This is a genomic window from Pseudomonas tumuqii, assembly GCF_013184545.1.
GTDB classification, from domain to species: Bacteria; Pseudomonadota; Gammaproteobacteria; order Pseudomonadales; family Pseudomonadaceae; genus Aquipseudomonas; species Aquipseudomonas tumuqii.
On record NZ_JAAOJA010000007.1, the window covers coordinates 192,538 to 207,805 of the forward strand.

The window sequence follows — 15,268 nt, forward strand, 5'->3', positions numbered from 1 at the left end:
ATATTTAAAAAATATCAATGAAATCATCGTGTTGTATTTGTTGGCACCATCTCTGCAATGTTGGGTTGAGGCTGTAAATCTGGTTTTTCGCCAGCCCGCCTAGGGCACGCGTAGAGCCAACCTCATCTAGCCAATAATGGAGACAACAAATGGCGATGACAGGTGTATTGCGTCCAGGGCATGCCCAGGTACGCGTGTTGAACCTTGAAGAAGGCATCCATTTTTACCGCAATGTTCTGGGGCTGGTGGAAACCGGGCGTGATGACCAGGGTCGGGTGTATTTCAAATGCTGGGATGAGCGTGATCACAATTGCTATGTAATCCGTGAGGCGGATAGCGCCGGCATCGACTTCTTTGGCTTCAAGGTGCTGGACAAGGCCACGCTGGAAAAACTGGATGCCGATCTGCAGGCCTACGGTCTGGTCACTACCCGCATTCCTGCCGGCGAGATGCTGGAAACCGGCGAGCGCGTGCGCTTCGAGTTGCCGTCCGGCCATCTGATCGAACTGTATGCGGAGAAAACCCGCATCGGCAACGGTATTCCCGAGGTCAATCCGGCACCGTGGAATGCCCAGCGCGAGCATGGCATTGCCCCTGTACAGCTGGATCACTGCCTGCTGTACGGCCCGAATATCGCCGAAGTACAGAAAATCTTTACCGAAGTCCTGGGCTTCTATCTGGTCGAGCGCGTACTCAGTCCGGATGGTGACAGTGACGTCGGTATCTGGTTGTCGTGCTCGCACAAGGTTCACGACATCGCCTTCGTCGAGTACCCGGAGAAGGGCAAGCTGCATCACTGCTCGTTTCTGCTCGAGACGTGGGAGCAGGTGTTGCGTGCCGGCGACATCATGTCGATGAACGAAGTGAACGTGGACATCGGCCCTACCCGTCACGGCGTGACCCGGGGCTGCACCATCTATGCGTGGGATCCCTCCGGCAACCGTTTTGAAACCTTCATGGGCGGCTACCACCCCTATCCGGACTACGAACCGCTGACTTGGACTTATGACAACTTTGCCCAGGGCCTCGACTACCCGCAGCGCAAGCTGCACGAAACCTTCCTGACTGTAGTGACCTGAGGGGACTCCCATGAGTTTGCCTGATGAGTCACTGGACATGCAGCCGGCCGATCTGGATACGGATAAGCGTTTTGTGCGGGTCACCGGCAGCCGTGGCAGCAACTTTGTCGAGTTCGACTTCGCCATCGGCGAACCCGAGTTGTTTGTCGAAATGATCCTGACACACGAAGCCTTCTCCGAGTTTTGTAGCGCCAACCAGGCCGAACTGATGCCCGCACTGCCTGAGGCCGGCGACGAGGATGAGGCGGCGCAATGGAGCTGGCGCCTGGCGGATGCCACACAGGTTCGTTTCAAAAACTAATCGAATTGGGCGCTTCACCCTGGGTGAGGCGTCGATGGGAGATAAACATGCACATCGATCTTCGCACGGTCAGCATCCAGCCCTTGCGGCAGACGTTTGACCATTTGGCTCGTCGTTTTGGTGACAAACCGTCCTCGCGCTACCAGGAAGGCAGCTATGACATCCAGCCGGTGGAAAACTTGCACTACCGGCCGACCTGGGATCCGGATCAGGTTCTCTATGACGCCAGTATCACCAAGATCGTGATGAATGACTGGTATGCCCTGAAAGATCCGCGCCAGTTCTACTACAGCACCTACACCCTGGCCCGTGCCCGTCAGCAGGAAAACACTGAGGCCAACTTCAGCTTCGTCGAAACCCGTGGCTTGGCCGACATGCTGCCGGATGACCTGCGCCGCCGCGCGCTCGATCTGCTGGTGCCGCTGCGCCATGCCGCCTGGGGCGCCAACCTGAACAATACCTTTATCTGTAGCTATGGCTACGGCACGGTGTTTACCCAGCCGTGCATGTACCACGCAATGGATAACCTGGGCACCGCTCAATACCTGTCGCGCATCGGTCTGCTGCTCGGTGGCACCGAAGCACTGGAGGACGGCAAGGCCGCCTGGATGGACGGTGATGCCTGGCAGGGGCTGCGTCGCTACACCGAGGATTGCCTGGTGGTACGCGATCCGTTCGAGCTGTTTGTAGCGCAGAACGTGGCCTTGGACGGCCTGCTGTATCCACTGGTGTATGAGCGCATTGTCGATGACCAGTTCGCGGCCAATGGCGGCTCGGTGGTGGCCATGCTGTCGCAGTTCATGAGCGACTGGTTCGATGAAACCCGCAAGTGGGTCGATGCCGTGATGAAGGTCGCTGCTGCCGAGTCCGAGCAAAACCGCGAGCAATTGCAGGTCTGGACCAGTGCTTGGCGTGACCGCGCCGCAGCCGCTTTGCTGCCGGTGATCGAACAGGTGTTTGCCGGGCAGGCGGATGAAGTGATGGGCGAACAATTGGCAGCCTTCAAGGCCCGCCTCGATAAAACCGGCGTCGTGGTCTGAGAGGTTTCTATGTCAACTGTATTTATTGCGCTGCAAACCAATGAAGAAACTCGCCCGATTATTGAGGCGATTGAAATGGATAACCCCGAGGCGGTAGTCAATCGTGAACCGGCAATGGTCAAGATCAATGCGCCTGGCCGTCTGGTCATCCGCCGAGAAACCATTGAAGAACAACTGGGCCGCAGTTTCGACATGCAAGAGCTGAATATCAATCTGATTACGCTCTCCGGCAATGTCGTTGAAGACGAAGACTCCTTGACCCTGACCTGGGGCAACTAAGCGAGGATATTTTGCATGGACATGAAAACTGCTAACAAAAAGATGAGTGCGAAAGACAAGTACCGCCTGCTGACGCGTGACCTGTCTTGGGAACCGTCGTATCGCACCGAAGAAGAAATCTTTCCCTACCTCGCCTACGAAGGGCTGAAGATCCATGACTGGAACAAGTGGGAAGATCCTTTCCGCTTGACCATGGATGCCTACTGGAAATATCAGGCAGAAAAGGAGCGCAAGTTCTACGCCATCATCGATGCCCACGCGCAGAACAACGGCCACCTGAATATCACCGATGCGCGCTATCTGTCGGCGCTGAAGATATTCCTGCAGGCCATCAGCCCCGGTGAGTATGCCGCGCACAAAGGTTTTGCCCGTGCTGGTCGCGAGTTTCGTGGTGTGGGTACGCAAGTGGCCTGCCAGATGCAGGCGATTGATGAGATTCGCCATGCGCAGACGCAGATCCACGCGCTGTCCAACTACAACAAGTTCTACAACGGTTTTCATGCCTTTGCCGATCAGCGCGACCGCATCTGGTACACCTCGGTAGCCCGTTCGTTCTTTGACGATGCGATGTCTGCCGGCCCGTTCGAATTCATGATTGCCATCGGCTTCTCGTTCGAGTACGTGCTGACCAACCTGCTGTTTGTACCGTTCATGTCCGGCGCGGCTTACAACGGCGACATGGCCACCGTTACCTTCGGCTTCTCGGCGCAGTCGGATGAAGCACGGCACATGACCCTCGGTCTGGAATGCATCAAGTTCATGCTTGAACAGGACCCGGACAACCTGCCGATCGTTCAGGGCTGGATCGACAAGTGGTTCTGGCGTGGCTTCCGGGTGCTGGGTCTGGTCAGCACCATGATGGATTACATGCTGCCCAAGCGCGTCATGTCCTGGCGCGAGGCGTGGGAGATCTATGGTGCCGAGAACGGCGGCGCACTGTTCAAGGATCTGGCGCGCTACGGCATTCGTCCGCCGAAGGGCTGGGATGACGCCGAAGCAGGCATCGACCATATGTCGCATCAGTTCATGCTGGGTCTTTACCAGTGGAGCTTTGGTACCTCGTTCCATGCATGGATTCCCTCGGATGAGGACTTGCAATGGCTGTCGGCCAAGTACCCAACGACGTTCGACAAGTACTACCGCCCGCGCTGGGAGCACATCAAGAAGCTTGAGGCGGCGGGTACGCCGTTCAAGAACTACGGCCTGGCCAAGTTGTGCCAGTGCTGTCAGTTGCCGACGGTATTTACCGAGCCGGCCGACCCGACCCTGATTTGCCATCGTGAAGTGGAATACAAAGGCGACAAGTATCACTTCTGCTCCGATCACTGCATGAGCATCTTCGATAACGAGCCCGAGAAATATATCCAGGCTTGGCTGCCAATGCCGGCGCTGTTCCAGGAGCCGACCAATGGCGACCTGGGAGCCTGGATGGATTGGGTGTCGCTGAAAGATGGCCAAGACAACGGGGACTTTGCCGACTCCCAGGACCGCCGCAACTTCGAGATGTGGCGCGGCATGGCAACTTCCAACCAGTAAAGTTCTGACGGGCGAGGTCGTTGGTTGCAGCGGCCAAGCCCCGACACAATAAAAGGAGAGCACCATGCCTGTAGTCGCCCTTAAAGAGTATGTGGGCGTTGCCCGTGATCGCGTTGAGAACTTCAACGGTAAGCAGTTGGTTTACGCCAGCTGGGATCACCACCTGCTGTTTGCTGCGCCGTTCCTGCTGTGTCTGGCGCCGCAGACCACCTTTGCCGAGTTGCTTGAAACGGCCCTCAAACCGCTGCTGCAAGCCGATCCGGATGCTGCCGCGATCGACTGGCACGCAGTTCAGTGGCTCAAGGGCAACCAGCCCTGGGTGCCGAACTTCGACGCCAGTCTGGTAGCCAATGGCATCAGCCATAAAGACCAGTTGCGCTTCAAAACGCCTGGCCTCAACACCATCTGTGCGGTTAGCTGAGGGGCGGGCCATGAGTTACGAACTGACGATTGAACCGCTGGGTCAGACCATCGAGATTGAAGAAGGCCAGACCATTCTCGACGCCGCCCTGCGGGCCGGCATCTATTTGCCCCACGCCTGCTGCCACGGCCTGTGCGCGACCTGCAAGATTCAGGTTGTGGATGGCGAGATCGAACAGGGCGAGGCCTCCAGCTTTGCCCTGATGGATTTTGAGCGGGAAGAAAAGAAGTGCCTGGCCTGCTGCGCCACCGCCGAGAGCGATCTGGTGATCGAGGCGGAAATCGACGAGGACCCGGATGCCGAGAATCTGCCGGTACGTGATTTCGCCGGTACGGTCAGCCGCATCGAGACGCTGACGCCGACGATCAAGGGCGTCTGGATCAAACTCGACGATGCAGCAGGTATGCGCTTCCAGGCCGGCCAATACATCAACCTGCAGTTGCCTGACGGCATTGGCAGTCGCGCCTTTTCGATTGCCAGTGCCCCTGCGTCGAGCGGCGAAATCGAGTTGAACATTCGCATCGTGCCCGGCGGACGCGGTACCGGTTATGTCCATGAACAGTTACGGGTCGGTGAGCGCCTCGACATTACCGGGCCCTATGGTCGCTTCTTCGTGAAGAAATCGGCGCATGTGCCGGTGATTTTCATGGGAGGTGGCTCGGGGCTGTCCAGTCCACGCTCGATGATTCTGGATCTGCTGGCGGAGGGCTTTGAACTGCCGATCACGCTGATCTATGGCCAGCGCAACCGTGATGAGCTGTATTACCACGACGATTTCCTCGCCATGGCCCGGCAGCATCCGAATTTCACTTACGTACCTGCGCTCTCCCATGAGCCGGAAGGCTCGGACTGGCAAGGTTTTCGCGGCTTCGTGCATGACGCGGCCAAGGCGCACTTCGACAATGACTTCAGGGGTCATAAAGCCTACCTGTGCGGACCGCCGCTGATGATCGATTCCTGCATCAGCACCCTGATGCAGGGGCGCCTGTTTGAACGCGACATTTATACCGAGAAGTTCATCTCGGCAGCCGATGCCCAGCAGGTTCGCAGTCCATTGTTCAAAGCCATCTGATCGCGCGCCGCCAGCGCCCCTGTGAGTAAGCGGGGCGCCGGTTTCGCCCGGATTCTTCGCGGCATTATTAATACCTTAAAGGTATCTTTAACGGCTAAATAAAGTATTAGCCGGTATTGATTGGCTTTTCTAGACTCGTTGTCAGGGGCTAATGCCGGCTGGCCTGGGCAAGCGCAGCGGGTAGTCACATCGAACAACAACCGGAGTTCCCATGCGCCAGATTGAAAATTTCATCGCCGGTGAGTTTGTCGCCGCTGCCAGTGGCAAGCGTTTCGACAAGCGTTCGCCGGTGGATAACAGCATCATCTGCTCGGTGAGCGAAGCCGGTCGCAGCGAGGTCGATGCCGCCGTCAGTGCCGCGCGCAATGCCCTGCAGGGCGAGTGGGGCGGCCTCAGCACCGATCAGCGCATCGAGCTGCTCTACGGCGTGGCCAACGAAATCACCCGTCGCTTCGACGACTTTGTCGAGGCCGAAATGTCCGACACCGGCCAGCCTGAGCATGTGATGAAGCATGTGTTCATCCCGCGCGGCGCGGCCAACTTCAAAGTGTTTGCCGACGTGATCAAGAACGTCGCCAGCGAATCCTTTCAGATGGACACCCCTGATGGCCGCGGTGCCCTCAATTACTCGATTCGTCGCCCCAAGGGGGTGGTCGGCGTGATCTGCCCGTGGAATGCGCCTTTCATGCTGATGACGTGGAAGGTCGGCCCGGCCCTGGCCTGCGGCAATACCGTGGTGGTCAAGCCGTCCGAAGAGTCGCCGCAAACGGCGGCCCTGCTGGGCGAAGTGATGAACGCGGTGGGCATCCCCAAGGGCGTGTACAACGTGGTGCACGGCTTTGGCCCCAACTCCGCTGGCGAGTTCGTCACCCAGCATCCGCGGGTCGATGCGATCACCTTTACCGGTGAGACCCGCACCGGCGCAGCCATCATGAAAGCCGCGTCCGAAGGCATGCGTGACGTGTCGTTCGAGCTGGGCGGCAAGAACGCCGGAATCGTGTTTGCCGATGCCGACTTCGATGCCGCAGTGGAGAGTTTCTCGCGCTCGGTCTTCCTCAACTCCGGCCAGGTGTGCCTGGGCACTGAGCGAGTGTATGTCGAACGACCGATTTTCGAACGTTTCGTCCAGGCGCTGAAGGTCAAGGCGGAGGCGGTCAAATACGGTCGTCCCGATGATCATCACGCCAACTACGGCCCGCTGATCAGCCAGGAGCACAAGCAGAAAGTGCTGTCCTACTACCGCAAGGCAGTGGAAGAAGGCGCCACCCTGGTGACCGGTGGCGGTGTGCCGGACATGCCCGCGGATCTGGCCGAGGGCGCCTGGGTACAGCCGACCATCTGGACCGGCCTGCCGGAAACGGCCGCCGTGGTGCAAGAAGAAATCTTCGGTCCGTGCTGCCACATCTCGCCATTCGATAGCGAAGACGAAGTGGTGCACAAGGCCAACGCCACCGATTACGGCCTGTCGACCACCATCTGGACGACTGATCTGGCCCGCGCCCATCGCATGGCGGCGCGCATCGACGTCGGCATCACCTGGATCAACAGCTGGTTCCTGCGTGATCTGCGCACCCCGTTTGGCGGCTCCAAGCAGTCCGGCATCGGTCGCGAAGGCGGCGTGCATTCGCTGGAGTTCTACACCGAAACCCGAAATATCTGCGTGAAACTCTGAGGCCATTATGGACAAGCAAAAAATTGAGCAGTACGGCGACGAGCTTTACCAGGCTTTCGTTTCGTGCCGCGCCGTGGCCCCACTGCTCACCCGTGAGCCGGATATCACCATCGAGGATGCCTACCGCATCCAGGAATGCTTTGTCGCGCGTCGCTTGGCGGCTGGAGAAACCATCGTCGGCAAGAAGATCGGTGCCACCAGCAAGCCGGTGCAGGACTTTCTCGGCGTCTATCAGCCGGACTTCGGCATGCTCACCTCGGCCATGGTGTTTCAGGAGGGCGACACCATCGACCTTGGCCAGTTGATTCAGCCGAAAGCCGAAGCCGAGCTGGCCTTTGTCTTGAAGCACGACCTCAAGGGCCCCGGCATTACTGCCATGGACGTGATCCGGGCAACCGATTACGTGGTGCCGTGCTTCGAGATTGTCGACTCACGCATTACCGACTGGCAGATCAAGATCCAGGACACCGTGGCGGACAACGCCTCCTGCGGTGTGTTCGTGCTGGGCAAGACCAAGGGCGACCCACGCAAGCTGGATATCACCCTGGCGGGCATGGTGCTGGAGAAGAACGGCGAGCTGTTCTCCACCGGGGTGGGCGCCGCCGTGCAGGGTTCCCCGGCGAATGCCGTGGCCTGGCTGGCCAATACGTTGGGTGTCCTGGGCATTCCGTTCAAGGCTGGAGAAGTGATTCTCTCCGGTTCGCAGTCTTCGCTGGTTCCGGTGCAGGGCGGCGATGAGTTGGTCTGTACCGTCGGCGGTCTTGGTAGCTGCCGCGTCAAGTTTTCCGGGAGGAGCGCAGCATGAGCAGCAACCTGACACTGTCACGCGAGGACATCGTGCGCTTGTGCGAGCGCGTTGAAGGGGCGCAGACCCGCGCCTGCGCCATCCCCAAACTGACCAATGAATATCCGCAGATGACCATCGCCGATGGCTACGCGGTGCAGAACGAACTGCGCCGGCGCTTCGTCGCCCAGGGCCACAAACAGGTCGGCTGGAAAGCCGGACTGACCTCCAAGGCCAAGATGCAGCAGATGGGCGTCAGCGTACCCTCGATTGGTTTTCTCACCGATCGCATGGCCCGTCCGGAAAACTCGGCCATATCCACCTCCGACCTGGTGCACCCGCGGGTTGAGTGCGAAGTGGCTTTCGTCATGAAGAGTGATCTGCAGGGGACGGGCTGCACCGCCGCTGACGTCCTGGCGGCGACCGACTACGTGCTGCCGGCGGTGGAAATCATCGACTCGCGGTTTTCCGGCTTCAAATTCGATCTGGCCAGCGTGATTGCCGACAACGGCTCTTCCGCGAGGTTCGTCGGCGGTGGCCGGGCCCGTTATGCCGAGGATCTGGATCTCAAAACCCTCGGTGTGGTGATGGAGAAAAATGGCGAGATCGTCGCCATGGGGGCCTCGGCGGCCGTCATGGGCCATCCGGCCGAAGCCATTGCCATGTTGGTGAATATCCTGGCCGAGATGGGCGAGATATTGCCGGCCGGCAGCTTCGTGATGAGCGGCGGTATCACCGAGGCCATTGCGGTGAAACCAGGTGACAGCATTGTGGCGCGCTTCCAGGAACTGGGCAGCGTATCGATGCGCTTCGTTGAATAACAACAAGAACCGAGGAGGCAGTAATGCCAATCATTGAAATGCACATGGCCGAAGGCCGTACTTCCGAGCAGAAGAGCCGCGTGGCGGCAGCGGTCACCGAGGCTGTTTGTAACAGTCTGGAATGCCCTGCAGAAACAGTACGCATCCTCATCACCGAACACGGTCACGATGAGTTTTACGTCGCCGGCATAAACATGGCACAGCGCGCCGCGAAGCAGAAGGCACAAGTCCAATGAAAAAGATCAGATGCGCACTCATCGGCTCAGGCAACATCGGCACTGACCTGATCTACAAAGTCATGCGCAGCCCAGTGCTTGAACCGGTCTGGATGGTCGGTATCGACCCGGAGTCAGAAGGTCTACTGCGCGCCCGCGAGATGGGATTGAAAACCACCCATGAAGGTGTGGATGGCCTGCTGCCGCACGTGCTGGACGATGGCATTCAGATCGCTTTCGATGCAACCAGCGCCTATGTACATGCCGAGAACAGCCGCAAGCTCAACGCTCTCGGTGTGTTGATGATCGACCTGACCCCGGCGGCCATCGGCCCGTTGTGCGTGCCTCCGGTGAACCTGCGTGAACACGCAGAGAAGCTGGAGATGAACGTCAACATGATCTCCTGCGCCGGCCAGGCCACTATCCCGATCGTCAATGCCGTCTCACGCATTCAAACTGTCGAGTACGCCGAGATTGTCGCCAGCCTGGCGTCCAAGTCGATCGGCCCCGGCACCCGTGCCAACCTGGATGAATTCACCAATACCACCTCGCGCGCCATCGAGAAAATCGGCGGTGCGCGCAAGGGCAAGGCGTTGGCCATTATCAACCCGGCCGAACCACCGATGATGATGCGCAACACCATCTACTGCCTGACGGATGACGAGCCGGATAGAACCCGGATCACCGAGTCGATCCTGCAGATGATCGGCGAGGTACAGAAGTACGTGCCGGGCTATCGCTTGGTCAATGGACCTATTTTCGACCGCAAGAAAGTCTCGGTGTTCATGGAGGTGGCTGGCCTGGGTGACTACCTGCCGACCTATGCCGGCAACCTGGACATCATGACCGCGGCCGCCACCCGCACGGCCGAAATGTTTGCCGAGGAAATCCTCGCCGGCACGATTCAGCTTAAAGCCCCGGAGGTCGCGTAATGAGCCAGTCCAACAGTTCGAGCCTCAAGGGCCGCCAAGTAATCCTGCATGACATGTGCCTGCGTGACGGCATGCACGCCAAGCGTGAGCAGATCAGTGTCGAGCAGATGGTCAAGGTCGCCACCGCCCTGGATGACGCCGGTGTGCCTTACATTCAGGTTACCCATGGCGGTGGTCTGGGTGGCAACTCGTTGCAGCACGGTTTTGCCCCGCACAGCAACGAGGAATACATCAGCGCCGTAGCCGCGAAGATGAAGCAGGCCAAGGTTTCTGTGCTGCTGATTCCGGGGCTCGGCACCATGCGGGAGCTGCACTCGGCATTCGACTGCGGTGCCCGCAGCGTGCACGTAGCCACCCACTGTACCGAGGCGGATACCTCACCCCAGCACATCGCCTATGCCCGCAAGCTGGGTATGGACACCTCCGGTTTCCTGATGATGGCGCACCTCAACGATGCAGCCGGTATCGCCCGGCAGGGCAAGCTGATGGAGTCCTACGGGGCGCAGACGGTGTATGTCACCGACTCGGCCGGCTACATGCTGCCTGAGGATGTAAAAGCCCGCATTGGTGCCTTGCGTGAGGTGCTCAATCCCGAGACCGAGATCGGCTTTCACGGCCATCACAACCTGGGCATGGGCGTGGCCAACTCGATTGCCGCGATCGAGGCGGGCGCGAGCCGCATCGACGGCTCGGTGGCCGGGCTGGGCGCTGGTGCCGGCAATACCCCACTGGAAGTCTTCGCTGCCGTGTGTGAACGCATGGGCATCGAAACCGGCACCGACCTGTTCAAGCTGATGGACGTGGCCGAAGACATCATCGTGCCGATGATGGAGCACATCGTGCGGGTTGACCGCGAGTCGCTGACCCTTGGATATGCCGGCGTGTACTCCACTTTCCTGCTGCATGCCAAGCGCGCGAGCCTGCAATTTGGGGTTCCCGCTCGCGACATCCTGGTCGAGCTGGGCCGCAAGAAAATGATCGGTGGCCAGGAAGACATGATTCAGGACACCGCCATGACCATGGCCAAGGAACGCGGGATCTCGCTGCCCGGCTGAAGACCCCTTGGGGCATGTGCTGCATGCCCCTCAAGCGAAGCGGAGGGTAGTTGATGAGCACGCGCAATGAGTTGGCCGTGGTGGTTGGTGCCACCGGCGCCTTTGGCCGACAGATTGTTGCCCGTCTGTGTGCCAGTGGCGTGGATGTCGTAGCCGTCGCGCGCAGCATGACGGCACTCAGTGAGCTGGCCAGCCTGCATCCCGGTCTGATTTCCTGCGTGGCCGACATCGCCAGTGATGACTCGGTTGCGCAGATTCGTCAGGCACTGGATCGGCCGGTCCGGATGATTGTCCATGGCCCCGGCGTGGCGGTGGTTGGCGGCATTCTCGATGCACCCACCTCGGCGCTGGTGGATGCGGTGAATATCAAGGTCGGCGGCTTGTTGCGCCTGACCCGGGCGGTGGATGAGTACTTGGTGCAAGGCTCGCGGCTGGTCGCGATTGGCGGCCACTACGGCTTTGAGCCAACGGCCTATGCGGCGTCTGCGGGTATTGCCAATGCGGCGCTGGTCAATGCCGTGCGCCAGCTCAGCTTGGTCTATGGCGCGCGCGGGGTGACCGCGCACCTGATCGCTCCGGGGCCGGCAGACACCGAACGCTTGCACCGCGTGGCGGCCGACCGTGGTCGGCAACGTGGCGTCAGTGCTGAGACGGTGTTGCAGGAGATGTGCCTGGAGTCCTCGATTGGTTCCTTTACCACGCCTGCGCAAGTGGCCTGGGCGGTGAGCCTGCTGCTGGCGCCAGAGGCCGATGCAATGACGGGCTCCACCTTGATGCTGGACTCCGGTCGGCGTCGTGGTTTGCCGTGAGTTTATCCAAGTCGGGCTGTCAGGTAATAAATCCAAGAATTCCTGCGAGATCGTCAATATGCCAGTCGTGAATTTCCACCTTGTGGAAGGCCATTGCTCTGCCGAGCAAAAAGTTCGCTTGCTCAAGGCCGCTTCACAGCTTTACAGCAAGGTATTGCTTTCCCCTATGGAGCGAGTACGGGCGCTTATCACGTTGCATGCGGCGGATGAGTTCGCCGTGGCCGGCGACACTGCCAGCGCCAACGGCCTGCATGCGCCGTACTTTGACTTCATCGTGCTGGAAGGGCGTCCGCTGGACGAACGTCAGCAGCTGATGGCCGGGTTCACCACGTTGCTGGTCGACATCCTGGCGGTTGATCGCAGTTTCGTGCGCGGCCGATGCATCCGCGTAGAACCGCAGGACTGGTCCATCGGGGGGCTTGCTGCCGATGTACTACGCGAGCAGGAAATCAGTGCTCGTGCCGCCAGGCTTGGAGCCGCCGGATGAAAACCCAGGAACTGTATTGCGATGAAATAGCCACCCTGAACTGGGTGGGTGCTTCGCTTGCTGTTGAGTCGGCGCTAAGCCGCGCCGAGCGACTGGGGATCAAGGTCAATGCGGCGGTCGTCGATCGCCACGGTAATACCCTGGCCTATTTGCGCATGAGCGGAGCCTTTCTACATTCCGAGGGGCTGGCAATCGACAAGGCCTATACCGCCGCCAGTTTTGGCTTTGCAACCAAGGAGTGGATGGACAAGATCGGTGACGATGAGCGATTGCGCATTGGTCTCACCAGCCGTCCGCGCCTAGTGGTACTTGGTGGAGGTGTTCCCATCATGGTTGACGGCATCTGTATCGGCGGTATTGGGATCTCGGGTGGTACCGAAGCACAAGATGAGATTTGTGCCAATGCCGCTTTAGAAGCCTTAGGACTTTCGCCAACAGTCACTTCCATTAGGTGAGAGCGGGCCATGAAACATCAGGTCTTAATTGAAGATACCGGAGAGTACTACTCCTGCGATGAGCGGGAGTCTGTACTGGATGGCATGGCTCGTCTTGGCCGTCGTGGCATTCCAGTAGGCTGCCGTGGAGGCGGATGTGGAGTTTGTAAGGTGCAGGTTATTGAGGGCCTTTTTGAGGCAAAGGCTATGAGCCGGACGCATATCAGCGTGGAAGAGCTGGCCGCCGGGACGGTATTAGCTTGTCGCGTAATGCCGCACAGCGACTTATGCGTACACGTTATCGGCAAGATGAAAAAGGCAGTTTGTAAGAGTCATGAAGGGCTGCTGGGGACTCACGATTCTTCAAATAAAAACGGTGACGGTTGAGCTTTTTTGGCGCGGCCGCCAGAGCGGGGGCGGCACTTAAGAGTTTGCTTATGAGCCGCTTAGAAAATTCTGAAGAAGACTTCCTGATTTTGGCAAAAGACCCGGGGTGACTCAGTACTCTTGTCAGTTCGCCGATCAGCTCCCATTGCTGGTCTAGTTCGTTGCCTACAGCCTCCATCCTGGCGATCATCTGCGAGCCTGCGCCGCGGACAGCTGGGTCAGCGCTGCATAGCAAGTCGAACGACAACGAGGTGGTCGCGATAGTCAGGCGGGTGATGCTGCAATGACCAGCACAGCGGCGTTGCAGGTCTGCCCGCTCGACAGAGCGACAAGCCGGTGCATGAAGCGCAGGCGTTCGAACATGATCCAAGCTCCAGAACGGTCGAAGGTGACCCGGGGGCAGGATCTAACCGGGCGCTAGTGGCTGTCCTCGAGAAAAAGTGGATGTGGAGGTGTCGGTTTAGGAGGAGGCGAAGACGGCCTTGCTTCCTGCGGGTGATCCTCCTCTGGTCTGCCGGTCTCGTGCCGGCATTGAAGGGGCTGAGGTCTGCGTGTACTGTATGTGCATACAGTTATTTTGAGTTCGCTGATATGCCTGATCCCTGGCAACCCCCTGCATCTTCAGTCCGTACCCGGCATGGACGTCATCCGTTGCCGGGCCGGTCCTGGCGCATCGCGCTGGTCCCAGGTTTTTCCCGGGCAATGGCGAGGCGAGGGTAATGGGCGCTGTCGTGGCGCTGGATGATCTGCTGCAGCAGCGGCGGATCTGGAAAGCTCAGCCGACGCCATTGCCGCCGAGTGCCCAGCCCACCGGGCATGCCGCGTTGGATGCACTGCTGCCGACGGGTGGCTGGCCCGAATCGGCGTTGAGCGAGATCCTCATGCCCAGTGAAGGGGTTGGCGAGTTGCAGCTGTTGTGGCCGACCCTGGCGCGGTTGACCCGCAATGCCGAACGGGTGGTGCTGGTGGCGCCGCCCCATGTGCCGTACCCACAGGCCTGGCAGGTCGCCGGGGTGGATCTGCGCTGGCTGGCGATCATCCAGGCCTGCGGCCGTGATGCCCTATGGGCGACTGAGCAATGCCTGCGCTCGGGCAGTTGCGGCGCGGTGCTGTGCTGGCCGCAGCGGGCCGACGACCGCGCCCTGCGCCGGCTGCAGGTGGCGGCGGAAACCGGACAGACGCTGGCCTTCGCCTATCGTTCGTTGCAGGAGGCGATCAACCCCTTTCAGTCCGTACCCGGCATGGACGTCATCCGTTGCCGGGCCGGTCCTGGCGCATCGCGCTGGTCCCAGGTTTTTCCCGGGCAATGGCGAGGCGAGGGTAATGGGCGCTGTCGTGGCGCTGGATGATCTGCTGCAGCAGCGGCGGATCTGGAAAGCTCAGCCGACGCCATTGCCGCCGAGTGCCCAGCCCACCGGGCATGCCGCGTTGGATGCACTGCTGCCGACGGGTGGCTGGCCCGAATCGGCGTTGAGCGAGATCCTCATGCCCAGTGAAGGGGTTGGCGAGTTGCAGCTGTTGTGGCCGACCCTGGCGCGGTTGACCCGCAATGCCGAACGGGTGGTGCTGGTGGCGCCGCCCCATGTGCCGTACCCACAGGCCTGGCAGGTCGCCGGGGTGGATCTGCGCTGGCTGGCGATCATCCAGGCCTGCGGCCGTGATGCCCTATGGGCGACTGAGCAATGCCTGCGCTCGGGCAGTTGCGGCGCGGTGCTGTGCTGGCCGCAGCGGGCCGACGACCGCGCCCTGCGCCGGCTGCAGGTGGCGGCGGAAACCGGACAGACGCTGGCCTTCGCCTATCGTCCGTTGCAGGAGGCGATCAACCCCTCGCCGGCGGCGTTACGTATTGCCGTCGATGCGCGTCCGGCGCAGGTGCGTGTGCTCAAGTGCCGCGGTGGCTTGCCTTCTTCCGCCGCCATCCCGCTTGCGGCGGGGCAGTGAGGT

Annotated in this window: 19 protein-coding genes; all 19 read left to right on the forward strand. The window is 60.1% G+C overall.

Annotated features, from left to right (window positions below; translation table 11 throughout):
• The first annotated feature begins 149 nt into the window (after window positions 1–149).
• The 19 genes from G9C89_RS14855 (at window position 150) to imuA (G9C89_RS14945) (ending at window position 15,265) form a co-directional block, all read left to right on the forward strand.
• The gene (locus tag G9C89_RS14855) at window positions 150–1,079 is read left to right on the forward strand and encodes a catechol 2,3-dioxygenase (protein WP_172149312.1); all 930 of its coding nucleotides are present in this window, start codon (window positions 150–152) and stop codon (window positions 1,077–1,079) included.
• Window positions 1,080–1,089: 10 nt separating this feature from the next.
• A complete protein-coding gene (locus tag G9C89_RS14860; protein WP_172149314.1) occupies window positions 1,090–1,380 on the forward strand; it encodes a phenol hydroxylase subunit in 291 nt (96 codons plus the stop codon).
• A gap of 47 nt (window positions 1,381–1,427) precedes the next feature.
• Window positions 1,428–2,420, forward strand: coding sequence for an aromatic/alkene monooxygenase hydroxylase subunit beta (locus tag G9C89_RS14865; protein ID WP_172149316.1), 993 nt, complete (start codon window positions 1,428–1,430; stop codon window positions 2,418–2,420).
• Window positions 2,421–2,429: 9 nt separating this feature from the next.
• Complete coding sequence (locus tag G9C89_RS14870) at window positions 2,430–2,699, forward strand: MmoB/DmpM family protein (RefSeq protein WP_172149318.1); 270 nt, start codon at window positions 2,430–2,432, stop codon at window positions 2,697–2,699.
• Between the two features lie 15 nt (window positions 2,700–2,714).
• Window positions 2,715–4,235: a YHS domain-containing protein gene (locus tag G9C89_RS14875; protein ID WP_172149320.1), complete on the forward strand. Its 1,521-nt coding sequence runs from the start codon at window positions 2,715–2,717 to the stop codon at window positions 4,233–4,235.
• Window positions 4,236–4,299: 64 nt separating this feature from the next.
• Window positions 4,300–4,656, forward strand: coding sequence for a phenol hydroxylase subunit P4 (locus G9C89_RS14880; protein ID WP_172149322.1), 357 nt, complete (start codon window positions 4,300–4,302; stop codon window positions 4,654–4,656).
• A 10-nt stretch (window positions 4,657–4,666) separates the two neighbouring features.
• On the forward strand, window positions 4,667–5,728 hold the full coding sequence (locus tag G9C89_RS14885) for an NADH:ubiquinone reductase (Na(+)-transporting) subunit F (RefSeq protein ID WP_172149324.1): 1,062 nt from the start codon (window positions 4,667–4,669) through the stop codon (window positions 5,726–5,728).
• Window positions 5,729–5,939: 211 nt separating this feature from the next.
• Window positions 5,940–7,400 (forward strand): 2-hydroxymuconic semialdehyde dehydrogenase, encoded by a 1,461-nt coding sequence (locus G9C89_RS14890; protein WP_172149326.1) that lies wholly within the window; start codon window positions 5,940–5,942, stop codon window positions 7,398–7,400.
• Between the two features lie 7 nt (window positions 7,401–7,407).
• Window positions 7,408–8,205, forward strand: a complete 798-nt coding sequence (gene dmpE, locus G9C89_RS14895) for a 2-oxopent-4-enoate hydratase (RefSeq protein ID WP_172149328.1) — start codon at window positions 7,408–7,410, stop codon at window positions 8,203–8,205.
• A complete protein-coding gene (dmpH, locus tag G9C89_RS14900) occupies window positions 8,202–9,005 on the forward strand; it encodes a 2-oxo-3-hexenedioate decarboxylase (protein ID WP_172149330.1) in 804 nt (267 codons plus the stop codon). The genes dmpE and dmpH overlap by 4 nt, the downstream gene beginning before the upstream one ends.
• Window positions 9,006–9,028: 23 nt before the next feature.
• Window positions 9,029–9,241 carry a tautomerase family protein gene (locus tag G9C89_RS14905; protein WP_172149331.1) on the forward strand — a complete coding sequence of 71 codons (213 nt, stop codon included), beginning with the start codon at window positions 9,029–9,031 and terminating at the stop codon, window positions 9,239–9,241.
• Window positions 9,238–10,152 carry an acetaldehyde dehydrogenase (acetylating) gene (locus tag G9C89_RS14910; protein ID WP_172149332.1) on the forward strand — a complete coding sequence of 305 codons (915 nt, stop codon included), beginning with the start codon at window positions 9,238–9,240 and terminating at the stop codon, window positions 10,150–10,152. The genes G9C89_RS14905 and G9C89_RS14910 overlap by 4 nt, the downstream gene beginning before the upstream one ends.
• Window positions 10,152–11,207 carry a 4-hydroxy-2-oxovalerate aldolase gene (dmpG, locus tag G9C89_RS14915; protein WP_172149333.1) on the forward strand — a complete coding sequence of 352 codons (1,056 nt, stop codon included), beginning with the start codon at window positions 10,152–10,154 and terminating at the stop codon, window positions 11,205–11,207. The genes G9C89_RS14910 and dmpG overlap by 1 nt, the downstream gene beginning before the upstream one ends.
• 53 nt (window positions 11,208–11,260) lie before the next feature.
• Window positions 11,261–12,016: an SDR family NAD(P)-dependent oxidoreductase gene (locus tag G9C89_RS14920; RefSeq protein WP_172149334.1), complete on the forward strand. Its 756-nt coding sequence runs from the start codon at window positions 11,261–11,263 to the stop codon at window positions 12,014–12,016.
• A gap of 58 nt (window positions 12,017–12,074) precedes the next feature.
• Complete coding sequence (locus G9C89_RS14925) at window positions 12,075–12,503, forward strand: tautomerase family protein (RefSeq protein ID WP_172149335.1); 429 nt, start codon at window positions 12,075–12,077, stop codon at window positions 12,501–12,503.
• A complete protein-coding gene (locus G9C89_RS14930) occupies window positions 12,500–12,958 on the forward strand; it encodes a GlcG/HbpS family heme-binding protein (protein WP_172149336.1) in 459 nt (152 codons plus the stop codon). Before G9C89_RS14925 ends, G9C89_RS14930 begins: the two co-directional genes overlap by 4 nt.
• Before the next feature lie 9 nt (window positions 12,959–12,967).
• Window positions 12,968–13,324: a 2Fe-2S iron-sulfur cluster-binding protein gene (locus G9C89_RS14935; protein ID WP_172149337.1), complete on the forward strand. Its 357-nt coding sequence runs from the start codon at window positions 12,968–12,970 to the stop codon at window positions 13,322–13,324.
• A gap of 719 nt (window positions 13,325–14,043) precedes the next feature.
• The gene (imuA, locus tag G9C89_RS14940; protein WP_172149338.1) at window positions 14,044–14,673 is read left to right on the forward strand and encodes a translesion DNA synthesis-associated protein ImuA; all 630 of its coding nucleotides are present in this window, start codon (window positions 14,044–14,046) and stop codon (window positions 14,671–14,673) included.
• Window positions 14,648–15,265 carry a translesion DNA synthesis-associated protein ImuA gene (gene imuA, locus G9C89_RS14945; RefSeq protein ID WP_172149339.1) on the forward strand — a complete coding sequence of 206 codons (618 nt, stop codon included), beginning with the start codon at window positions 14,648–14,650 and terminating at the stop codon, window positions 15,263–15,265. Before imuA (G9C89_RS14940) ends, imuA (G9C89_RS14945) begins: the two co-directional genes overlap by 26 nt.
• Window positions 15,266–15,268: the final 3 nt, after the last annotated feature.